The sequence below is a fragment of the Rhizobium sp. PAMB 3174 genome (assembly GCF_052908375.1).
Genome location: NZ_CM128608.1, coordinates 2,572,817 through 2,593,283 on the forward strand (window position 1 = coordinate 2,572,817; position 20,467 = coordinate 2,593,283).

21 protein-coding genes are annotated in these 20,467 nt (G+C 64.8%); 14 read left to right on the forward strand and 7 right to left on the reverse strand.

Annotated elements, in window-relative coordinates:
• The first annotated feature begins 3 nt into the window (after positions 1-3).
• The 10 genes from ACU5AY_RS12385 to ACU5AY_RS12430 all read left to right on the forward strand — a co-directional run bounded on the left by ACU5AY_RS12385 (position 4) and on the right by ACU5AY_RS12430 (position 9,165).
• Complete coding sequence (locus ACU5AY_RS12385; RefSeq protein ID WP_446826444.1) at positions 4-669, forward strand: amino acid ABC transporter permease; 666 nt, start codon at positions 4-6, stop codon at positions 667-669.
• A gap of 12 nt (positions 670-681) precedes the next feature.
• On the forward strand, positions 682-1,347 hold the full coding sequence (locus tag ACU5AY_RS12390; protein ID WP_446825013.1) for an amino acid ABC transporter permease: 666 nt from the start codon (positions 682-684) through the stop codon (positions 1,345-1,347).
• 25 nt (positions 1,348-1,372) lie between these two features.
• Positions 1,373-2,149, forward strand: a complete 777-nt coding sequence (locus ACU5AY_RS12395; RefSeq protein WP_446826445.1) for an amino acid ABC transporter ATP-binding protein — start codon at positions 1,373-1,375, stop codon at positions 2,147-2,149.
• A 47-nt stretch (positions 2,150-2,196) separates the two neighbouring features.
• The gene (locus ACU5AY_RS12400) at positions 2,197-3,117 is read left to right on the forward strand and encodes an aminotransferase class IV (protein WP_446826446.1); all 921 of its coding nucleotides are present in this window, start codon (positions 2,197-2,199) and stop codon (positions 3,115-3,117) included.
• Between the two features lie 17 nt (positions 3,118-3,134).
• Positions 3,135-4,901, forward strand: coding sequence for a chloride channel protein (locus ACU5AY_RS12405; protein ID WP_446826447.1), 1,767 nt, complete (start codon positions 3,135-3,137; stop codon positions 4,899-4,901).
• 236 nt (positions 4,902-5,137) lie between these two features.
• The gene (locus tag ACU5AY_RS12410; protein WP_446826448.1) at positions 5,138-5,737 is read left to right on the forward strand and encodes an RNA polymerase sigma factor; all 600 of its coding nucleotides are present in this window, start codon (positions 5,138-5,140) and stop codon (positions 5,735-5,737) included.
• Positions 5,730-6,353 (forward strand): anti-sigma factor family protein, encoded by a 624-nt coding sequence (locus ACU5AY_RS12415; protein ID WP_446826449.1) that lies wholly within the window; start codon positions 5,730-5,732, stop codon positions 6,351-6,353. Before ACU5AY_RS12410 ends, ACU5AY_RS12415 begins: the two co-directional genes overlap by 8 nt.
• Entirely contained in the window at positions 6,350-7,531 is a 1,182-nt protein-coding gene (locus ACU5AY_RS12420; RefSeq protein WP_446826450.1) for a S8 family peptidase, read from the forward strand. Before ACU5AY_RS12415 ends, ACU5AY_RS12420 begins: the two co-directional genes overlap by 4 nt.
• Before the next feature lie 296 nt (positions 7,532-7,827).
• Positions 7,828-8,343, forward strand: a complete 516-nt coding sequence (locus tag ACU5AY_RS12425) for a cytochrome b (RefSeq protein WP_446829011.1) — start codon at positions 7,828-7,830, stop codon at positions 8,341-8,343.
• A gap of 15 nt (positions 8,344-8,358) precedes the next feature.
• A complete protein-coding gene (locus ACU5AY_RS12430) occupies positions 8,359-9,165 on the forward strand; it encodes a RibD family protein (RefSeq protein ID WP_446829012.1) in 807 nt (268 codons plus the stop codon).
• Here the strand turns inward: ACU5AY_RS12430 and ACU5AY_RS12435 are convergent.
• Genes ACU5AY_RS12435 through ACU5AY_RS12450 form a run of 4 tightly spaced genes read right to left on the reverse strand, consistent with a single transcriptional unit; the run spans position 9,121 to position 12,362 of the window.
• Positions 9,121-9,915 carry a methyltransferase domain-containing protein gene (locus ACU5AY_RS12435; RefSeq protein ID WP_446826451.1) on the reverse strand — a complete coding sequence of 265 codons (795 nt, stop codon included), beginning with the start codon at positions 9,913-9,915 and terminating at the stop codon, positions 9,121-9,123. The two genes, ACU5AY_RS12430 and ACU5AY_RS12435, sit on opposite strands and share 45 nt — an antisense overlap.
• Positions 9,912-10,955 carry a glycosyltransferase family 4 protein gene (locus tag ACU5AY_RS12440; RefSeq protein ID WP_446826452.1) on the reverse strand — a complete coding sequence of 348 codons (1,044 nt, stop codon included), beginning with the start codon at positions 10,953-10,955 and terminating at the stop codon, positions 9,912-9,914. The genes ACU5AY_RS12435 and ACU5AY_RS12440 overlap by 4 nt, the downstream gene beginning before the upstream one ends.
• Positions 10,952-11,350 (reverse strand): 6-pyruvoyl trahydropterin synthase family protein, encoded by a 399-nt coding sequence (locus ACU5AY_RS12445; protein ID WP_446826453.1) that lies wholly within the window; start codon positions 11,348-11,350, stop codon positions 10,952-10,954. The genes ACU5AY_RS12440 and ACU5AY_RS12445 overlap by 4 nt, the downstream gene beginning before the upstream one ends.
• A gap of 13 nt (positions 11,351-11,363) precedes the next feature.
• Complete coding sequence (locus ACU5AY_RS12450) at positions 11,364-12,362, reverse strand: zinc-dependent alcohol dehydrogenase (protein WP_446826454.1); 999 nt, start codon at positions 12,360-12,362, stop codon at positions 11,364-11,366.
• A 226-nt stretch (positions 12,363-12,588) separates the two neighbouring features.
• On the opposite strand from ACU5AY_RS12450, the gene ribA reads away from it, so the two are divergent.
• From ribA to ACU5AY_RS12465, 3 genes are read left to right on the forward strand one after another with little or no spacing between them, the layout of a single operon-like run.
• Positions 12,589-13,695 carry a GTP cyclohydrolase II RibA gene (gene ribA, locus ACU5AY_RS12455; protein WP_446826455.1) on the forward strand — a complete coding sequence of 369 codons (1,107 nt, stop codon included), beginning with the start codon at positions 12,589-12,591 and terminating at the stop codon, positions 13,693-13,695.
• Between the two features lie 10 nt (positions 13,696-13,705).
• A complete protein-coding gene (locus tag ACU5AY_RS12460; RefSeq protein ID WP_446826456.1) occupies positions 13,706-14,494 on the forward strand; it encodes a CDP-alcohol phosphatidyltransferase family protein in 789 nt (262 codons plus the stop codon).
• Positions 14,485-15,237 carry an FkbM family methyltransferase gene (locus ACU5AY_RS12465; protein ID WP_446826457.1) on the forward strand — a complete coding sequence of 251 codons (753 nt, stop codon included), beginning with the start codon at positions 14,485-14,487 and terminating at the stop codon, positions 15,235-15,237. Before ACU5AY_RS12460 ends, ACU5AY_RS12465 begins: the two co-directional genes overlap by 10 nt.
• A 14-nt stretch (positions 15,238-15,251) precedes the next feature.
• Here ACU5AY_RS12465 and ACU5AY_RS12470 read toward each other — a convergent pair whose 3' ends face one another.
• A complete protein-coding gene (locus ACU5AY_RS12470) occupies positions 15,252-16,178 on the reverse strand; it encodes a lysylphosphatidylglycerol synthase transmembrane domain-containing protein (RefSeq protein ID WP_446826458.1) in 927 nt (308 codons plus the stop codon).
• Positions 16,179-16,261: 83 nt separating this feature from the next.
• On the opposite strand from ACU5AY_RS12470, the gene ACU5AY_RS12475 reads away from it, so the two are divergent.
• The gene (locus ACU5AY_RS12475; protein WP_446826459.1) at positions 16,262-17,905 is read left to right on the forward strand and encodes a sulfatase-like hydrolase/transferase; all 1,644 of its coding nucleotides are present in this window, start codon (positions 16,262-16,264) and stop codon (positions 17,903-17,905) included.
• On the opposite strand, the gene ACU5AY_RS12480 is transcribed toward ACU5AY_RS12475, so the two are convergent.
• Both ACU5AY_RS12480 and ACU5AY_RS12485 read right to left on the reverse strand, forming a co-directional pair.
• On the reverse strand, positions 17,906-18,745 hold the full coding sequence (locus ACU5AY_RS12480; protein ID WP_446826460.1) for an alkaline phosphatase family protein: 840 nt from the start codon (positions 18,743-18,745) through the stop codon (positions 17,906-17,908).
• An 80-nt stretch (positions 18,746-18,825) separates the two neighbouring features.
• Entirely contained in the window at positions 18,826-20,409 is a 1,584-nt protein-coding gene (locus ACU5AY_RS12485; protein ID WP_446826461.1) for an ABC transporter substrate-binding protein, read from the reverse strand.
• Positions 20,410-20,467 lie beyond the last annotated feature (58 nt).

Sequence of the window (20,467 nt, forward strand, 5' to 3'; positions counted from 1 at the left end):
ATCATGAGCTACAAATGGGACTTCTCTCCCGTGCTGGAGAGATCGGACATCCTGTTGATCGGCCTCTTGAACACGGTCAAGATCGCCGCCGTCTCCATCGTCTTCGGCGTCGCCGTCGGCATGCTCTTGGCGCTGATGCGGCTCTCCGACCGGCGGCTTGTTCGGGCACCGGCGATCGCCTTCATCGAGTTCTACCGCAACACGCCGCCGATCATCCATTTCTTCTGGTTCTTCTATGCGCTGCCGGTCGTCATGAACATCAGCCTCGACCCGTTCGTGGCCGCCGTTCTGGCGCTGTCGACCCAGTCGGGCGCCTTCTACGCGGAAGTGTTTCGCGGCGGCATCGTCTCGATCGAGAAGGGCCAGTGGGAGGGCGCACGCGCACTCGGCATGAGCCGGTCGGCGTTGATGCGGCGCATCATCCTGCCGCAGGCGATCACAAGGATGATCCCGCCCTTCGTCGAACGCTCCTTCGAGCTCCTGAAGACCACGGCGCTCGCCTCGACGCTTGCCTATGCCGATCTCCTCTACCAGGCGATGCTGGTCAACAGCGAGACCTTCCGCCCGCTCGAGGTCTACACGACCATCGCACTCATGTACGTCACCCTGCTGGTATCGGCCAGCGCGCTCGCGCGCTTCGCCGAGGCGCGGCTGACGGCCTATCGATGAGGGAGTGAGGCGATGTCCTATCAGATCGATTTCAACCTCATTCTCCAGAGCTTTCCGGTCCTCATGCGCGGACTGGTGGTCACCATCGAACTCTGGCTGCCGAGCGTGGCGATCGGCGTTTCGCTCGGACTGTTCCTGGCGCTGGCCCGGCTGTCGCGCTTTGCCGCCCTGCGCTGGCCAAGCCTCGTCTACATCGAGCTGTTTCGCGACACGCCGGTCCTCATCCAGCTCATCTGGTTCTTCTATGCGCTGCCGATCCTGATCGGCCTGCAGATGACGCCGTTCCAAGCGGCCCTGCTCGGCCTGACGCTCAATACCTCGGCCTACTCTGCGGAAATATTCCGCGGCGGCATCCAGTCGGTCGTGCGCGGCCAGTGGGAAGGCGCCAAGGCGCTCGGGATGACGGGGGCGGCGACGCTCCGCCGGATCATCCTGCCGCAGGTCTTCAAGCGCATGCTGCCGGCCTTCACCAACCGGGCGATCGAGGTCGCCAAGATGTCCTCGCTCGCCTCCGTGCTCTCGGTGCACGAACTCATGTACCAGGGCCGGCTGTTGAGCTCGACCTATTACCGGCCGCTCGAAATCCTGACCACGGTCGCCTTTGTCTATTTCGTCCTCATCTATCCCGGCAGCTACCTTTCCGCCCGCCTCGAGCGGCGGATGGCGGCCAGGGATTGAGTGCGGCGGAAATGGGAGAATTCTGATGTCCAATGCCATCATCCGCGTCGCCGGCCTGAACAAGTGGTTCGGCGATCACCACGTCCTCAAGGGCATCGACTTTTCCGTCGAACCGGGCGAACGCGTCGCCATCATCGGCGGCAGCGGCTCGGGCAAGAGCACCTTCCTGCGCTGCCTCAATTTCATGGAGATGCCGACATCCGGCACCATCGAACTCGACGGCAACGTGCTGGGCAAGCCGACGGCCAAGGGCGATCAGCGCGCCTATTCCGAAAAGCAGCTTTGCGAGGTGCGCGAGCGCGTCGGCATGGTGTTCCAGCAGTTCAATCTCTTCCCGCACATGACGGTCATCGAAAACGTCATGGAGGGCCTTCTCACCGTCAAGAAAATGAAGAAGGCCGAGGCGCGCGAGATCGCCATGGCGGAACTCAACAAGGTCGGGCTTTCCGACAAGGTCGACGCCTATCCGGGGCGGCTGTCCGGCGGCCAGCAGCAGCGCGTGGCGATCGCCCGGGCGCTGGCGATGGAGCCGGAAATCCTGCTCTTCGACGAACCCACCTCCTCGCTCGACCCGGAGCTCGTCGGCGAGGTGCTGCGCGTCATCCGCAAGCTTGCAGATGAAGGCCGCACCATGCTGCTCGTCACCCACGAGCTCGGCTTCGCCTATCACTTCGCGACCAAGGTCATCTTCCTCGCCGACGGCGGCTTCCACGAGGTGGGCACGCCCGACGAGGTGCTGAAGCACCCGAAGCAGGAACGCACACAGGCCTTCCTCAAGCGCTTCACCGAATTCTCATTCTGAGAGCCGAGCCTCTCAGTCACAAGCAGACTTCCGAAAGGGAAAGACACATGAACCCGACCGTTGCCAGCAATACGAGCTCCCAGGGATATGTCGACGACGAACGCAACGAGCATGTCCAGATCTACGTCAACGGCGAGTTCTTCGCCCGTAACGAGGCGAAGGTGTCGATCTTCGACGCCGGCTTCGTGCTCGGCGACGGCGTGTGGGAAGGCCTGCGGCTGATCAACGGCAAGCTGCTGGCGCTCGACGAACATCTTGACCGCCTCTACGAGGGCGCCAATTCGATCCAGCTCGACATCGGCGTCACCCGCCAGCAGATGACCGACATCATGTGGGAGACGCTGAACCGCAACAACATGACCGACGGCGCGCATATCCGCCTGATGGTCACGCGCGGCAAGAAGAAGACGCCGAACCAGGACCCGCGCTTCGCGCTCGGCCAGGCGACCATCGTCGTCGTCGCCGAATTCAAGAAGCCGAAGCCGGAATCCAAGCAGAAGGGTCTCGCCCTGCTGACCTCGACCATCCGCTGCAGCACGCCGGACGTCTTCGACCTGCGCCTCAATTCGCACAGCCGTTTGAACTTCATCCAGGCGCTGATCCAGGCGATCAATGCCGGCGCGGACGAGGCGCTGATGCTCGACCCGAGCGGATTTGTCGCAAGCTGCAATTCGACCAATTTCTTCATCGTTCGCGGCGACGAACTCTGGACCTCGACCGGCCGGTTCAATTTCTGCGGCATCACCCGCAAGAAGGTGATCAGCCTCTATGCCGGGGCCGGCAAGACGGTGCGCCAGCACGACTTCACGCTCGCGGAAGTCTACGGCGCCTCGGAAGCCTTCGTCACCGGCACGCTCGGCGGCATCACGCCGGTGACAAAGATTGACGGAAGACAAGTCGGCGACGGTTGCCCCGGCCCGGTGACGGCGTATATAGCGGAGCTTTACGATCGCTATATCCACACCTGACGATGTCCGAATTCACCGTGCCAGACGACAGGAGCGCCGAGACAGAAACATCCCGGCACTCGATCATCCCCCGCAAGGTCCGTGCGCTCATCCGCAGCGAAGAGGCGGCGCTTGCGCTGCTGGCGGCCGTTATCGGGGCGCTTGCGGGCCTGTGCGTCGCCGGCATGGTTTCCGTCATCCAGTGGGTTCACCACATACTCTTCGCCGTCGAAGGCCATGAGGTCAGCGGCGCGGAGTTCGTCGAGCCGATGAGGGCCTTCTTCGTGCCGGCGGCGGGCGGCATTCTCGTCGGCCTGCTCGCCTTCATCCACCAGCGGCGCAAGACGCTGCAGATCATCGACCCGGTGGAGGCCAATGCGCTCTACGGCGGCCGCATGCCGATCCGCGGCAGCCTGTTCCTCGTCCTGCAGACCATGGTGTCGAACGGGGTCGGCGGCTCGATCGGCATGGAGGCCGGCTATACCCAGATCGGCTCGGCGCTCGCCTCCAAGATCGGCAAGCTCTTTCATGTGCGCCGCAACGACCTGCGCACGCTGGTCGGCTGCGGCGCGGCCGGCGCGATCGCGGCGGCCTTCGATGCGCCGCTGACGGGCGCCTTCTACGCCTTCGAGCTGATCATCTCGACCTATTCCATCGGCATGCTGGCGCCCGTCGTGGTCGCGGCGATCTCGGCCTTCGGGGTCATGCGCTTCGTGATGCCGCAGGCGTCCTTCCAGGTCGGCTTCGCCGGCGCGTTGTCATTGTCCGACTACACCCTCGTCTTCTTCATGGCATTCCTCAGTTCGCTGGTGGCGATCGCCATGATGATGACGGTGACGCTCATGGAGCGGCTGTTTACGGCAAGCCGGCTGCCGGTCTGGGCGCGCCCCGTCGTCGGCGGCACCTGCGTCGGGGCCATGGCGTTGGTGACGCCGGCGGTGCTGTCGTCCGGACACTCGGCGCTGCATGTCGGCTTCGGCGCCTATTATACGGCGCCGTTCCTGCTGATGCTGATCGTCCTGAAGATCCTTGCCTCGGCGACATCGATCGCCAGCGGCTTTCGCGGCGGCCTGTTCTTCGCCTCGCTGTTTCTCGGCGCGATGCTCGGCAAGCTCGTCGCCATCGGCTGGATGCTCGCCTTCGGCCTGCAGATCCCCGCCATGGTGGTGGCGATCATCGGCATGTGCGCCATGGCGACCGCCGTGCTCGGCGCGCCGCTGACCATGTCCTTCCTGGCGCTCGAAACCACCGGCAGCCTGCCGCTGACGGCGGCGGTGCTGGCGGCGGCGGTCGTCTCGTCGCTGACGGCGCGGCGGGTGTTCGGCTATTCGTTTGCCACCTGGCGCTTCCACCTGCGCGGAGAATCCATCCGCAGCGCCGCCGATGTCGGCTGGGTCAGGGAACTGAGCGTCGGGCGGATGATGCGCAAGGACGTGCGCACCGTCCTCGTCGACACGCCGCTGGAGCGCGTGCGCCGCGACTTTCCGCTGGGCGCGACCCAGCGCGTGATCGTCACGGATTACGACGGCCGCTATTGCGGCATCGTCTATGTGCCCGACCTGTACCGTGACGAGGGCGACGTGGCGGAGACACTCACCGACCTGTTGCGCCTGACCGAAACCATGCTGACGCCCGACCAGAACATCCGCCAGGCGATCGACATCTTCACCAAGGCCGAGTGCGATGCGCTCGCGGTCGTCGAGAACCGGTCGTCGATGCGCGTCCTCGGCCTCCTGACCGAGCAGCATGCGCTGCGCCGTTACAGCGAAGAGCTCGACCGCCGGACCAACGAGACCTATCGCTAGGCCGTCACCGCCCCACGGGAGGACCTGTCGACAGGACGGTCCTTTGCGGATTGAAAGCCGGCAAGATTCAACCCACTATGCGATCGGCGCCTGTCGGCCTCACTGACGCCGGCGCCCGTGCGCCGCCATTTACCAACGGGAAGGATGCGCGCGACCAAAAATAAAACCGGAAGGCAATGAACCTTCCGGCCGATCGGGAACACTCACGGGTGCAGAGAGCAAGGCGAAATTTCTAAATGGGCATACTCAAATCCGTCCAGTCGACATTCAGGGGAGGCTCCGTCGCGGCGGATCTGCGCCTGTTGAAAGCGATCGCGGCCGGTGACGTGAACGCCTTCGAGCGCCTCCATGGCCAGTATTTCCCGAAGCTGATGCATTTCGCGAGGCGCGTCATCGACAGCACGGAAGCCGCCGAAGAAATTGCCAACGACACGCTGATGGTGGTCTGGCGCACGGCAGACCGGTTTGAGGGACGCTCGAAGCCCTCGTCGTGGATTTTCGGCATCGCCTACCGGCTGGCGCTGAAGCAGGCGCGCAGCAACGGGCGGCACAAGGGAACGGTGGCGCTGGAGGAAGACATGGTGCACGACGAACAGGACACCGCCGACGCGATCATGAACCGGAAGGACATTCATACGGCCCTGCAGCAGTTGACGCCAGAACTGCGCGCCGTCGTGGAACTCACCTACTACAACGGCTATCTCTACAAGGAGATCGCCGAAATCCTCGGCTGCCCGGTCGGCACCGTGAAAACGCGAATGATGACCGCGCGGCAGCGCCTGCACGACATGCTGTCCGACGATCTGCCCACCTATTCGGAGAACGCAGTTGCTTGACCTTCGAAACCAGACACCCACTGACGGCCACGACGGCATCATGGAGCTGATCCCGTGGTATGTGAACGGCTCGCTGCCGAAAGACGAGATGGACGCCGTCAGGCGGCACGCGCTGACCTGCCGCGACTGCGCCGAGGAAATCGCCCGGCAACGCAAGCTCGCCGGCCACGTTGCCGCAGCAGAAACGTTTGAAGCGCCCGTTTCGCGCAGCTGGGAGACCTTGCGCGAACGGATCTCGTCCGAACGGCGTGCCACCAAGCCGGCCTTCAATCTCTGGACCTGGCTCAGGCAGCACCAGGGGGGCATGATGCTTTCCGGCATCGGCGCGGCGGCCTGCGTCATGGTCGCCGTGATGACGCTTCCGACCGATGGCGACTTCCAAACCTTGACGGCAAGCAACACAGCCGCCCACGATGTCATCAAGTTCCAGACGACACCCGGCGTCAGCACCGACGAACTGCAGACCATTCTCGGCAAATACGGCCTAGCACTCGATGGCGGCCCCTCGAAGGCAGGCGTCTACACGACGAAGGCCAAGAGCGGGGCCGATCTGGCGGCGCTTTCCAAGGCGCTGATGTCCACCCCCGAAATCATCTTTGCGGCGCCCGTCGAATGACCATGATCCGCACCACGATTGCCGCACTTCTCACCGTGACCTCCGCTTTCGGGGCGGCAGCCCAGTCGGCGCCTCCCGAGCCGCCCTATCGGCTGGTGCCGGCCAACTCGATCGTGGCGAACACGCATCTGATCCTCACCGTGCCGCTTGCCGACCGCAGCGGCATCGATGCCCTGGCGGACGCGCTCGAAGCGCAGTTCCACGTCACTCTGACGGCGGAGTGGCCGTTGTCCTCCATCGGCGTCCACTGCCTGGTGATGGATATCGACCGCAATACGGATGTCGACCGGCTGATGGCCGACCTTAGCGCCGATCCAAGGATCAGGACCGTGCAGCGCGTCCAGGATTTCGACACGTTCGAGACGCCCTATTCCGACCCGTATTTTCCCGCCCAGTACGCGCTTACCGAGATCAATGCCGCGCCCGCGCAACGCATATCGAAAGGCGCCGGCGTAAAGGTCGCGGTGGTGGATTCGGCCATCGACGGCACCCATCCGGACCTTGCCGGGCGGCTTGCCTCGTTCCACAATTTCGTCGACGCACAGCAGGCCGACGGACTGGCCGAGGCGCACGGCACGGCGATGGCCGGGATCATCGCGGCCGATGCGGCCAACGCCACCGGCATTGTCGGCGTCGCTCCGGAGGCGCAGCTCAGCGCTTTCAGGGCCTGCTGGCAATCGCAGGGCAGTCCGGGCCACTGCAACAGCTTCTCGCTGGCCCGGGCGCTGAACTTCGCGATCGTCAATGATTTCGACATCATCAACATGAGCCTCGGCGGGCCGGCCGATCCGCTTCTGGAGGAACTCGTTCAGTCGGCGATCGGCAAGGGGCTCGTTGTGGTCGCCGCCTGGGGAGACGGCAAGACGCCGGCCTTCCCGGCGTCAGGTCCCGGCGTCATCGCCGCGGGCAAATCCGCCCGCGAGGGCATCCCCGCCCCCGCTGTCGATGTCATCTCGACAGCCCCGCACGACGAATACCGCTATGTGTCCGGCTCCTCCGTGGCGACCGCGCATGTGACCGGCGTCGCCGCCCTGCTGCTCGCCGCAAATCCGGGCCTCAGCCCACAGGCGGTCAAGCAAGCGCTCGAGGCCGGCGTGACGACACGCGACGGAGCGCCGATGCTGGACGCGTGCAAGGTTCTAGCCTCGGTCATGACTGAAGCACCCGCGTGCGAGTGAACGGGCGACGGCAGGCATGGCCTGCCGCTTCCTCCTCCCATCCCGAACGGTCGATTCGCTCCGTGGCCGTCTTTCATGTACTTTTTCTTGCCCGGCAATGAACCATTCCCGGCGTAACGGGTACCTAGCTGCAGATGACGACAGCAAGGGGCGGTCGTCAGTCCATTTCCAGCGCAGGCACGGGAGGACGTTTGGTCTCGGTAGACCGGCGCCTGGGGGAAACACTGGAGGGCAGAGTGCTCAACACCATTGAAACAGAGGCGCATGAAGGCGTCAGAGGTCCGACGCAGGCATGGATCCGCGTCGAGCGCCATCCATCAACGACACGCATCCTCCACTGGGCGATCGCCGGACTGGTTCTCCTGACATGGCCCCTCGGCTTCGTCATCCAATTCATCAAGAACGAGTCCTCCCTGACCTTCTACATGGTGCATGAGAGCTTCGGCTTCCTGATCCTGTGGCTGATGCTGATCCGGGTCGGCAACAAGCTCGTGACCCGCAGCCCGGAGCACGAAGGCCCGGCCATCGAGAAATTTGCCGCGAATGCCGTACACGGTCTGCTCTATGCCTTCCTGATCATCATGCCGGTCACCGGCTTCCTGGCGACCAACGCCCACGGCTTTCCGCTGGAATGGTTCGGCCTCGTCGAAATCTGGAGCCCGATCGGCAAGACGCCGAGCATCGCCTGGACGCTTTCAGGCATTCATTACTGGAGCTCATGGATCCTGCTGGCACTTTTCGCGTTACATATCGGAGCGGTGCTGATGCACCATGTCATCAAGCGCGACGTGACGCTCTATCGGATCCTGTAGGAAAGCACCTTGGCGATGCAGTCCATCGACATGACAGACGAGACCTGGGACCGGCTCCTTGCCATGAGGCAAGGGGCCGCCATTGGTTCGCCGTCACACGATCCGGCCTTTGCCGTCTATGGCCCGATCGCCGAGGCCAAGGGTCGCTTCGTGCTGGCCCAGGTCGGCCAGTCGCTCGACGGCCGCGTCGCAACACCTTCGGGAGACGCCCGCGACATTTCCGGGCCGGACGGGCTCATGCACCTGCACCGCTGCCGGGCGCTGGTGGATGCCGTCATCGTCGGCGAGCACACGGTTACCGCGGACGATCCGCGGCTGTCCGTGCGCCTCGTTCCCGGCCCCAGTCCGGTGCGCGTGGTGATCGACTGTCACGGCCGGCTGACGGGCTCGGAGGGCTTATTTTCCGACGGCGGGGCGCCGGTGATCGTGTTTCGCAGCGCCCATGCCGAAGGCAAGCCGCTCGGCAATGCCGAGGTGATCCGCCTCTCGCCTTGCGAAAACGGGCTCGCGACCCACGACATCCTGAACGAACTTGGCAAACGCGGTCTCGACCGGATCCTCGTCGAAGGCGGCGCCAGGACGATTGCCCGCTTCATCGAGGCGGGGCTCGTCGACCGCCTGCATGTCGCCGTGTCGCCGATCATTATCGGCTCGGGACCGAGCGGCATCAGCCTGCCGCCGATCGAGCGCCTGTCCAGCGCGCATCGACCGGCAACCAGCGTCTACAGCCTCGGCAGCGACATCCTGTTCGACTGTCAGCTGAAGCCGGAAAACCCCTCAGCCCGGAAAGGCGATCAGGTCGAGGTGACCGACTTCGCATAGGCTGCCGGGCCTGCCAATCGCCTCGATGCGGAAGGACAGCCAGTCCTCGATCTCGGCGGTCGACTTGCCGGACATTTCCGTGAGCGGCTGGTGGAAGCCGAGTAGGAAGGCCTCCTGCAATGCCGCCGACGATGCGTCCATCCGCCAGGGGCTCGGTCGCGTGAAAGCCGCGTAGCCGCTTGCGCCGAGATGCTTTTCCAGACACGCCGTCGCCCCTGGCCCCAAAGCCGGACCAAAGCCCTTGTCGGTCTGCTGGTGCCGGTTGAAGGCGGCGACCATGTCGGCATCGAGCGGATGGGCATGCGACCAGGAAACGACGCCATCATAATTCAACGCCGCGTAGAGACCGCAGCCGTGACCGGCCAGACGCTCCACGAAGGCCGCGCAAAAATCATCCGACACCAGGTCGAACAGGGCCGAGGCGGTGACGACTGAAATGCCTTCCAGAGGCAGTCCGTCGAGATCGGTGAGGTCGAACTGCCGGTAGCCAACGGTCCCGTCCACGCCGATCCGGCGCTGCGCTTCGTCCAGCAGCAGCGGATCGTGGTCGAGCAGGAGCCAGCGGGTGCCGGCCGGCAGGTGCTCATTGAGGCTGCGCCATGTGGACCCCGTGCCGCAGCCGATATCGAGAATGGCCGGGTCTTCGGCCTCGTGCAGGCGACCGGCGAGCATGCCGATCAGCACCGGGTCGCGGGCGGCCATGTCCACCGGCTCGCGCAGGGCGAGCCAATCCTTGTCGAAGCCGCTCATATCTGCGCCTCCAGTGTTTGGGAGATGATCCGCGCCGTCTCCGGCCAATCGGGCAGTTTCTCACCGGTCCGCCAGGCGGCATCGGCCATACGACGGCGCAACGCGCCATCGGACAGCAGCGTGCGGAGAGAGCCGGCGAAAGCTTCGACGTCGTCGGCAGAGGTGAGGAAGCCCGCCTCCTCCGGCACGACCTCGGGAATGGCGCCGGCACGGCAGGCGACGATCGGCAGGCCCTGCGACAGGGCTTCGGCGAACACCATGCCGTAACCTTCATAGCGGCTCGCCAGCGCGAAGATGTCGCCGGTCGCCATCAACTGGCGAATGTCGTCGCGTTCGCCGACGAGCGAGACGCGATCCAACAGGCCAAGTCTTTCAATCTGCGCGGCAAGCGCATCTGCCGTCTTGGGATGTAGCGTCTTGTTGCCGGCGATCGTCGCCCACCATGGCAGGTCTTCCACCCTCTTCAACGCGTCGATGAGCACGTCATGCGCCTTGCGCGGCGTCAGCGTGCCAACGCAAACGATGTGCGGCGGCTCACCATTTCCCGAGGCGATCGTGGCCGGCCTGGTACCGGGCGGCGCGACGGTGATCCGCTCCGGCTCGACACCGAAATTGGCGACGAGTTCGCGAGCCGTGCCGTTGGAGGTGACAACGACATGGCGGACGAAGGAGAGCGCCCGCCGCTCGCTTTCATGCAGGCGTGCCTGCGTTTGCGCATCGATACCGCTTTCAAGCGCCAGCGGATGGTGAACCAGGGCGACGATGTTCAGCCGGCCGGTTTCGCGCTCGGCCCACTCGTCGAGGACCCCGAAGGCGAGACCGTCGATCAGCACCAATGCGCCATCGTCCAGGGACGACAGCCGGCTTTCGGCTTCACTCTTTGCCTCAGGCGACGGTGACGGAAACCCTTCGCCGAGCGCAAGCAGCGTCACGGACCAGCCGAGCGCCTGCAACCCGGCGATCATTTCCCGGTCATAGCCATAGCCGCCGGTCTTCAATTGCAGGTCGCCGGGATAGGCGAAGACGAGCGTCCGGCTCAAAGCTCGGCCTCGTACCAGCCGCGGGCGACATGGGATTCATGCAGGGTGACGCGGATCTTGGCGATGCGGTGGCTGCCGGGGCCGAGGCGCTTTTCGCCAACCGCCTTCTTGAGCTCGTCGAAGATGTGCTTGGCGATCACTTCCGTCGTGGACACCTTTCCCTTGAAGGCCTCGACATTGTCGAGGTTCTGGTAGTTGAGCGGCTTCACCACCTCGCCCAGCACCGTCGTCGCCGCGCCGATGTCGACGGCAAGCCCGTCCTCGTCGACGTCAGCTGTGAAGAAGGCGGCGTCGACGACGAAGGTGGCGCCGTGGGTTGCCTGGGCGGGGCCGAATACGGGACGGGGAAGGCTGTGGGCGATCATGATGTGATCACGAACTTCAACTGCAAACATGTCTCTTCTTTCTTCAATAGCGGATGCGATGGCACAGCGTGCCGGGGTCGGACAGGATCTTGGGGTAGGCTTCGGCGATGTCCGCGAAGGCGGTTTCGCCGGAAACGAGGGCGTCGAGGCGGTTGTCCTGCAGCAGCTCCAGCGCCTTGGAAAGCCGCCTTGCGAAAGTCCAGCGGCCGCGCCTTGCCGGCGGCACGGCGCCGACCTGCGAACTGACGAGCGACAGCCGTTTGGAGTGGAAAGCACCGCCGAGCGGCAGCGACACCTGCGCATCGCCATGCCAGCTCGCCTCGACGATGCGCGCCTCGAAGGCCGCATGCTCCAGCGCCTGGGCGAGTGCGGCGGCGGAGGCCGATGCGTTGACCAGGACGTCAAAATCGCCGTCCAGCGCGGCGCCTTCAACGAAGGTGAGGCCAAGCTTTTCGGCAAGATCGCGCCGCGCCGGATTGCGGTCGACCAACACGATCTCTGTGCCGATGATGCGGCTTGCCAGATACGCGACCAGCGATCCGACGACGCCGGTGCCGAAGACCGCCACGCGGTCGCCGGGCAGAATGCCGGCGTCCCAGACGATGTTCAGCGCGGTTTCCATGTTGGCAGCCAGAACGACGCGCTCGGCGGGCAGATTGTCCGGAAGCGTCACGACCATATCCGCGTTGGTGACGAATGCCGATTGATGCGGATGCAGGCAGAAGACGGTCCGGCCCAGGAGATCGCTTTCTCCCTCCTCCACGCGGCCGACGAGGCAGTAGCCGTATTTGATCGGAAAGGAGAAATCGCCGGCCATATGCGGCCCGCGCATCCGCTCTTTTTCCGCTTCCGGCACCTTGCCGGCGAAGACGAGGGATTCCGTGCCGCGGCTGATACCGCTGAACAGGGCGCGCACCAGCACTTCGCCGCTTTGCGGCGGGCGGAGCGCTTCCGGGCGCAGCTCGCACGTGCCGGCTGACGGGAGCCAAAGGGCCTCGGCCTGATCTTCAATGATGCGTGCTGACAAAGTCTGTCTGTCCAACTCTGAGCCTCTCCCAATCTGATCCGTCATTGCTTTCACGTCGTAAGTACGCTTGGAGCTGAAAAAAGGTTCGGTGCAGCCGACATTTATTTGCCGGACGCGTCAAGGCGGCCCGCAAATATGCCCCGTCGCCCGGGCCGTCATCTTTTTTCGCCGACGAATGAACCTTTGGCTGGCGTACGGGCACCTATGCACGACACTATCCGCAAGACAGGATCGACATATCATGGCAATGGCTGAAAACTCTCCGTTTCAATTTTCGACTTCCGCAATGGACGTGGAGCGGGCCGTTGCGGAACTCCGGTTCGGCCGCCCGGTGATCTTGAAGGACGGCAAGCGCAGGCTGGCCGCGCTGGCGCTCGACAGCGTGGCTCCAGGTATCTACGACCAGTTCGCGGTTGCCGTCGGAAAGACGCACAGCCTTTATCTGACCGCTGAGCGCGCCGCCAAGCTGGGCGTTACCGGAGAGGGCGGCATCGCCGTGCCGCTGAAGGATGTATCCTTTGCCGATGCGTCGCGGCTGGCCTACGCACTGGATGCGAAGAAGCCGCTTTTCCATGAGGCCGGCAACGCGGCCATGGAAGCCGCGGCGGAGCTCGCCCGCACCGCGCTGCTGCTGCCGGCCGTCATCTGCGCCGACGTCACCGGGATCGAGGACCGCTTCGCCGCCTGTTGCTCTCTGGACCATAAGGCGCTCGCCGGCTCCGGCACGGCGCGCCAGCATTTCGAGATCGTCGTACGCACGCCTGTGCCACTGAAGGATCTGGGCCGAGCGGATTTCGTCGTCTTCCGCGGTGGGCTGGCGCAGAAGGACCAGGTCGCCATCGTGGTCGGCAAGCCCGACACCACCCGGCCCGTTCCGGTGCGTATCCACTCCTCCTGCCTGACGGGCGACCTCTGCGGCTCGCTCAAATGCGACTGCGGCGACCAACTGCGCAACGGCCTGCGGCAACTGAAGGAGGCCGGCGGCGGCGTTCTGCTCTATCTCGACCAGGAAGGCCGGGGCACCGGCATCGGCGCCAAGATGCGCGCCTACGGCTATCAGCATCTCGGCCTCGACACGATCGACGCCGATGCCATGCTCGGTTTTAGCGAAGACCATCGCCGCTACGAGGCGGCGATTGCCATGCTGCGGCTTCTCGGTATCGCAAAGGTCGTGCTGCACACCAACAATCCGAGCAAGATCGCCGCCTTGAAGGCCGGCGGCATCACCGTCGAGGCACGCGTCGCCGTCACCGGCGCCGTCAACGACGAGAATGTCCGCTATCTGGAGACGAAGCGGCTTCGCGCCGGCCACATGATCGACCTCCGGGCGATGATTGCGGCGGAATAGGCGGGCGGCGATGGACCAGACCTTCCCCCCTCCCCCGAATGACGGACGGCCGCCCGGCGGCGCGGCGGCGTCAGGCCTTTTCAACAACGCCGTGCTGATCCTCGCCGGCGTCTTTGCTTCCGCAATCGGGCTCTATTGCCTGCTGCAGCCGCATCTGGCGCTCGGAACCGGAGCGCTGGCCTTTGCCGGCGTGCTGACGCTTGTCATCTTCGCGCTTGTCGTGCGCGGCCTGCCACATCACCGGCACAGGGTCTTCGGCGCCGCCAATGCGGTGACCGCCGTTCGCACCGCCATCGTCAGCCTCGTCGCCGCCACCGTATTCTTTGCGATCGACATGCACGCGCCCGCCTCGGTGCTGTGGCTGCTCATCGGGCTCGTGCTGCTGGCACTCATTCTCGACGGCTTCGACGGCTATCTGGCCCGCGCGCTGGCGCAGGAGTCCGATCTCGGCGCTCGTTTCGACATGGAAGTGGACGCCCTTCTCATTCTCGTCCTGTCGGCGGCGGCGCTGTTTCTCGACAAGGCAGGTGCCTGGGTGCTGGCGATCGGGCTGATGCGATACGGCTTCATCGCCGCGCAATACGCGCTGCCGGCGCTTGGCGCGCCGCTGCCGCCATCCACCCGCCGCAAGCTGATCTGCGTCGTGCAGGTGGCAGCCCTCTGCGTCATCCTCATTCCCATCGTCCAGCCGCCGGTCTCAAGCGCCATTGCCGCCGCCGCGCTGGCTCTGCTCGCCTATTCCTTCGCGGTCGACACCAAATTCCTGCTTTCCAAGGGGGCATCACGGCCATGGAATTGAAATCGCGCCTCGATACGGCGGCCGGCCTCGCCCGGTCGCTTGCCATCTATTACGGCCAGCCCTGGCGGCGGCAGGCGCTGAAGCGCTTCTACAGCGAGCTCGTCTCGCCGCGCGACCTCGTCTTCGACATCGGCGCCCATGCCGGCAGCCGCAGCAAGACGCTCCTGTCGCTCGGCGCGCAGGTGGTAGCGGTCGAGCCGCAGCCGGTCTTCGCCGACCTGATCGAGAAGCATTTCGCCGGCCGACTGGCGGGCTTCGAGCGCGTCGCCGTCGGCGCGGAAGTCGGAGAGATATCGCTGCGGATATCCAGCCGCCATCCGACGGTCACCAGCACCTCGCGCCACTTCATCGACAGCGTGCGCGATGCCGACGGTTTCCGGCAGGTCAGATGGGACCGGGAAATCACCGTGCCGATGACCACGCTCGACCTGCTGATCGAGCGCTACGGCCGGCCGGATTTCTGCAAGATCGATTGCGAAGGCGCCGAGGCGGATATCCTTCGGGGCCTTTCCACCCCGGTCAGACTGATCGCCTTCGAATACATCCCGGCCATGCCGTCGGTGACGCGCGAGGCGATCGCCCGGCTGACGGCGCTTGGCGACTACCGCTTCAACCGCGTCGTCGGCGAGAAGCACCAGTTCGTCAACAGCGGCTGGAAGGATGCCATCGCCATGCTGAAGGAACTCGCCCAAGCGCCTCCGGCAAGCCCGTCGGGCGACATCTACGCCCGGCTGGAATCCTGATGCCGAGGCATTCCTTAAGCCTTTCCGATGCGGCCCTGCCAGATCGAGACCGCCACCGAGATCAATCCCGGTATGGTGGCACCGGTGAGCGAGAGAAGGCCGTAAGCAAGGCTTGCGGCAAGGCCATCGACGTTCGCATAGCCGAACAACGGCCAGAGCGCGGCCGCCGCCGTTTCGCGCGTACCCCAGCCGCCGATGCCGGCCGGTATCAGCATTGTCAGGAGGCACAGCGGAATGATGGTGAAGGCGGCGATCAGCGGCAGTGGCGCGCCGACGGCATCGGAGGCGATCATGAAGGCCGCTATATATCCACCGACGATCAGCACGCCGAGACCCGCCTGTACCAGCCACGCACCATCCTTCCAGAACACGGCGGCAAGGTCTGGGCCGAGACCGCGAAACCGGGCCGGCAGCCAGGCGTTCCGCATGGCAATGCCGAGGCCCAGCCCGACGACGAGGATGGCGGCGACAATCCACAGCACGATGTCGAGATTTTCCGGCAGCCGGCCACCGAGAAACAGCGGCCAGGCGATGAGGCCACCGCAGCTCATGGCAAAGAACACCAGTTGTCCGGACAGCCTCTCCAGAAAGACGGCGGCCGCCGGACGCTTCCAGCCACCCGCACCGTCGGCGCGGCTGCGATAGGCGCGCACCGCATCGCCGGCCATGCCGCCCGGCAGGACGAGGTTGAGAGCGCTGCTGACGTAATATTCGCGGATCGCCATCGACAGGCCGATCTCCTGCCCGAGCCGTCCCGCAGTGAACCGCCAGCGCCAGGCCGAAGCGACGATCTGCACCTGCACGACGACAAGCGCGGCGAGGATATGGCCGGGCGGCATGCTCCGCAAGGCGTCGATCAGCTTGGTGGTGTCGGTCGCCCAGATCAGGGCGGCCAGCAGCGCCAGACAGAGAAGGGCCGAGATGACGGCGAACTTGCGCAAATGTCTACCTTCCCCGGACTGTCGCGTGACGATGATACCGCCGACCGTCTTGCAGTCGGCCCAGCATTTGAAAGATCATGTCGATGACAAGAAATGACGCGCCGGGCAAGAGCGGCGATGCATCCATGACCAGATTGCTGTTCGCGGGCCTGTTCTTCCTCATCGTCAGCTTTGCCGCGCTGACGCTGCCGGATCATCCCGGTGCCTTCTCGCTTAGCGCCTTTCAGCGCCTGCCGCTGGAAATCCCGCTGCTGCTGCTCGCGCTGCTGCTGCTTCCCCGGCGCCTGGCGCTTGTGGTCGCTGCGGTATCTTCCATCGCCGTCTTCACCCTGCTCTTCCTGAAGATCGCCGACATCGGCGTGCAATCTGCCTTCCAGCGCCGCTTCAACCCCTATCTCGACATCAAGATGCTCGGCGACGGCTGGAATATTTTTTCCGGCTCTATCGGCAGATTACCGGCCGCCTTCGCGATCGGCGTGGTGATTGTGCTCTTCTGCCTTTTCCTTTTCCTGTTCTACCGCTCGCAATGCCGGATTGCCGGCCTGGCCGGATCCGTGAGGCGCAGCGCGATCGTCGGCGCGGCGGGCCTGCTCGTTCTCGGCACGGCGCTCTGGCTCACCGGGCCGTTGGCCGGCATCCGGGCTGATCTCAGGGCTGGTTCCTATCTCGGCAACCGGCTGGTGCTGGTACAAACGTCCATCGCCGACATGCGCCAGTACGAACGCGATCTCGTCGCCGACGATCCGGCCGCCGCTGGAACCAACCTGTTTGCCGGCATCAAGGGCCGCGACGTGGTGGTGATCTTCGTCGAATCCTATGGCCGCAGTGCGGTCGAGGATCCACGCTACAGTCCATTGATCAAACCGCGGCTGGCAGCATCCGAAGCGCAGCTGAAAGCCGCAGGCTTTGCCTCCGCGTCCGGCTGGTCGCGCTCGCCGACCATGGGCGGGCTCAGCTGGCTGGCGCACGGGACATTCCTGTCAGGGCTCTGGACCGATAACCAGGCGCGCTACGACCGGCTGATGATCAGCAAGCGGGCGAGCCTCAACAGCCTGTTCCGCCAGGCCGGATGGCGGACGGCGGCCGTCATGCCGGCCATCACCATGGACTGGCCGGAAGCGGATTATTTCGGCTATGACGACATCTTCGCCGCTAAGGACCTCGGCTACAAGGGCAAGCCCTTCAACTGGATCACCATGCCGGACCAGTACACGCTGTCGGCCTTCCAGCGTCTGGTGCGCGATCCGGCCCGCGCCAAGGGTCAGCCGGTGATGACGGAAATGGCGCTGATTTCCAGCCATGCGCCGTGGACCCCGGTCGCCAAGCTCATCGACTGGAACGACGTCGGCGACGGCACGGCGTTCAACGAACAGGCCGAGAGCGACGAGAGCCCCCGCACCGTCTGGTCGGACGGCGACAATGTCCGCCGCCATTACATCGCGACCATCGATTATTCGCTGCAGACGCTCAGCGACTACATTTCCCGCTTCGGCGACGATGCCATCTTCGTCATTCTCGGCGACCATCAGCCGGCGCCGATCGTGACCGGCCCGGATGCCTCGCGGGCCGTTCCCGTGCACGTCATCAGCCGCGATGCGGCGCTGGTCGCGCGCTTCGAAAAGGAAGGCTTCGTCGACGGCATGCTGCCCTCGCCCGAGGCGCCGGAACTGCCGATGGACACGATGCGCGACCGGCTGATCCGGGTGTTCTCGCAGACAGGTCCCTGATCAGGTCAGGAACGGCTTGCGTGTCATGCTTTCCGGCACCGGCACGCCGAGACGCGTGAGGATTGTCGGCGCGACCTGCAACTGGTCGAGGAGCGTATCGGGCGAAGGTCCCTCGCCGCCACCGAACCAGTAGAAGGCAAAGTCCTGCATCTCCTCGTCATGGCCGCCATGATGGCCGCGGTCCGTCTGGCCGTGATCGGCCGTGACGATCACCTCGTAGCCGTTGCTGCGCCAGCGCGGCAGGAAGGCGGCAAGTTGCGCGTCGATCGTGAAGCAGGCCTGATCCATCTGCGTGCAATCGTGGCCGTAGCGGTGGCCCATGCTGTCGAGCGTGCAGGTGTGCAGGATGCCGTAGTCGATCTTGTGCCGCTCCGTCAGCATGGTGAGCGTTGCAAACAGGTCGAGGTCGCTCGGCGTCATCTGGTTCTGGTGATTGTAGCCCGCCATGGTGTGGAAACGACCGTGATGAATGGGCCCTTCCGCCTCGTCGTATTCTATGTCGCGGGCCATGTCGAAGGGCGCGCGCTGGAAGAAGGTCGACCAGAAGGAATGGGTGACGGCGCCTGTCTTCCCGCCGGCCATGGCCACTTCGGAGAAGACATCCGGCTGGGAGACGCGAAACAGCGTCTCGTTCGACAGGACGCCGTGCACCTGCGGCGGCACGCCGGTGTGAATCGATGCGTAGCAGGAGGCCGAGGTGGACGGCAGGACGGAGCGCATTTTCCAGACGCGCGCTTCGCCGGCCTCGACCCAGCCCTCCAGATTGCCCATCAGCCGGCGCGCATTGCGCCAGGGCTGGCCGTCGAGGATGATCAGCAGAAGTCTGTTTTGAAGCGGCATGGTCCCGTCCTCCTGGCGGAAAGCAAGCGCGCCGGGGCAAAGCCTGGCGCGCCTTTCCGGTTGTCGATCGATGGTCGCAATCAGGCGCTGAGCCAGCAGCGCAGCGGCGCATCGGCATTCATCAGTTCGCCGGCGGGATTGTCCACCCAGCCCTGAACGCTTTCGCTGACGCCATCGATGAAATCGTTGAACATCGGGGCGATCAGGCCGCCCTCGTCACGCATGATCTCGGACATGTCGCGGTACATGGCCCGGCGCTTGGTCTCGTCCAGTTCGGCACGCGCGGCGACGACCATCTTGTCGAAGGCCTCGTTCTTGAAGCGCGTGTCGTTCCAGTCCGCCGACGAGATGTAGCCGGTCGAATACATCTGGTCCTGCGTGGGACGGCCGCCCCAATAGGAGGTTGAGAAGGGCTGGACGTTCCAGACGTTCGACCAATAGCCGTCGCCAGGCTCGCGCTTGACCTCGATCTCGATCCCGGCCTTCTTCGCGCTCTGCTGGTAGAGGACCGCCGCGTCGACCGCGCCGGGAAACGCCACTTCCGAGGTGCGCAGCAGAATGCTGCCGGTGTGGCCCGACTTTTTGAAATGGAAGGCCGCCTTCTCCGGATCGTAGGCCCGCTGCTCGATCTCCTCGAAGAGCGGATAGGCCTTGTTGATCGGCGTGTCGTTGCCAACCGAGCCGTAGCCGGCCAGAACGTGGTCGATCATCGACTCGCGGTCCATGGCGAATTTCAGCGCCAGCCGCAGGTCGTTGTTGTCGAAGGGCGCCGTATCGCAGAACATGTTGAACGGATAGAAGCCGCGGCCGGACACGTTGCGGATCTTCACCCGCGGCATGCGCTTGAGCAAGGAGACGGTCTTCGGGTCGATGCGGTTGATCATGTGGACCTGGCCGCTCTGCAGGGCGGCGATGCGCGCCGTGGCGTCGTTGATGACGACGACCTCCACCTGATCAGCGAAGCCGACATTCGCGCCGTTCCAGTAATTTTCAAAGCGGGTCGCATTGTAACGTACACCCGCATCGGCGGCGGCGATCTTGTAGGGGCCGGTGCCGATCGCGGCCTCGGGATTATCCTTGCCGCCGTTCGGCTGGATGACGAGGTGATAGTCGATCATCAGGAAGGGCATGTCGGCATTGGCTTCAGCAAGCGTGAAGACCACCGTGTCGCCGTCCGCCTTGACCGTTTCGATGCCCTTGAGGATGCCGAGAGCGCCCGACTTCGCAGCCTTGTCCGAATGCCGCTCGATGGTCGCGACCACGTCGGCCGGCGTCAGCGTGCTGCCGTCGTGGAACTGCACGCCCTTGCGAATCTTGAAGGTCCAGGTCTTGGCATCGGGAGAGGCGCTCCATTCCTCGGCGAGGACGGGCGTGGGCGTGCCGTCGGGCGCGAGCCATACCAGTGTTTCGCCCCAGAGATGGTTGACCATCGCGGTCACCTGGTTGGTGGCAAGGCCCGGATCGAGGCTGTCGGTCGAGGCTCCCCCCTGCATGCCGAGCTTGATCGTGCCGCCGCGAACCGGTCCCTCGGCCCTCGCGCTGTCGGTCAGCAGCGTTCCGGCGGCAACGAGGCCGACCCCCAGCGCGGCACTGCGCCCAAGAAAATCGCGACGTGACAGGCGGCCCTTTGCAACAAGGCCGGAGAGATAGCGCAGTTCATCCATCGAAAGTCCCCCGATAGGGCCGGAACGGCCGGGCCTGCGGCCCACCCGCCGGCTCCGT

Bases quoted from the DNA above. Each gene is read 5' to 3' on its own strand.
- ACU5AY_RS12435 (WP_446826451.1), bottom strand. From the start codon at position 9,915: ATGAGCGGCTTCGACAAGGATTGGCTCGCCCTGCGCGAGCCGGTGGAC.
- ACU5AY_RS12480 (WP_446826460.1), bottom strand. From the start codon at position 18,745: ATGCCGCTTCAAAACAGACTTCTGCTGATCATCCTCGACGGCCAGCCC.
- ACU5AY_RS12410 (WP_446826448.1), top strand. From the start codon at position 5,138: ATGGGCATACTCAAATCCGTCCAGTCGACATTCAGGGGAGGCTCCGTC.
- ACU5AY_RS12400 (WP_446826446.1), top strand. From the start codon at position 2,197: ATGAACCCGACCGTTGCCAGCAATACGAGCTCCCAGGGATATGTCGAC.
- ACU5AY_RS12460 (WP_446826456.1), top strand. From the start codon at position 13,706: ATGGACCAGACCTTCCCCCCTCCCCCGAATGACGGACGGCCGCCCGGC.
- ACU5AY_RS12430 (WP_446829012.1), top strand. From the start codon at position 8,359: ATGCAGTCCATCGACATGACAGACGAGACCTGGGACCGGCTCCTTGCC.
- ACU5AY_RS12445 (WP_446826453.1), bottom strand. From the start codon at position 11,350: ATGTTTGCAGTTGAAGTTCGTGATCACATCATGATCGCCCACAGCCTT.
- ACU5AY_RS12390 (WP_446825013.1), top strand. From the start codon at position 682: ATGTCCTATCAGATCGATTTCAACCTCATTCTCCAGAGCTTTCCGGTC.
- ACU5AY_RS12485 (WP_446826461.1), bottom strand. From the start codon at position 20,409: ATGGATGAACTGCGCTATCTCTCCGGCCTTGTTGCAAAGGGCCGCCTG.
- ACU5AY_RS12385 (WP_446826444.1), top strand. From the start codon at position 4: ATGAGCTACAAATGGGACTTCTCTCCCGTGCTGGAGAGATCGGACATC.
- ACU5AY_RS12395 (WP_446826445.1), top strand. From the start codon at position 1,373: ATGTCCAATGCCATCATCCGCGTCGCCGGCCTGAACAAGTGGTTCGGC.
- ACU5AY_RS12475 (WP_446826459.1), top strand. From the start codon at position 16,262: ATGACAAGAAATGACGCGCCGGGCAAGAGCGGCGATGCATCCATGACC.
- ACU5AY_RS12465 (WP_446826457.1), top strand. From the start codon at position 14,485: ATGGAATTGAAATCGCGCCTCGATACGGCGGCCGGCCTCGCCCGGTCG.
- ribA (WP_446826455.1), top strand. From the start codon at position 12,589: ATGGCAATGGCTGAAAACTCTCCGTTTCAATTTTCGACTTCCGCAATG.
- ACU5AY_RS12420 (WP_446826450.1), top strand. From the start codon at position 6,350: ATGACCATGATCCGCACCACGATTGCCGCACTTCTCACCGTGACCTCC.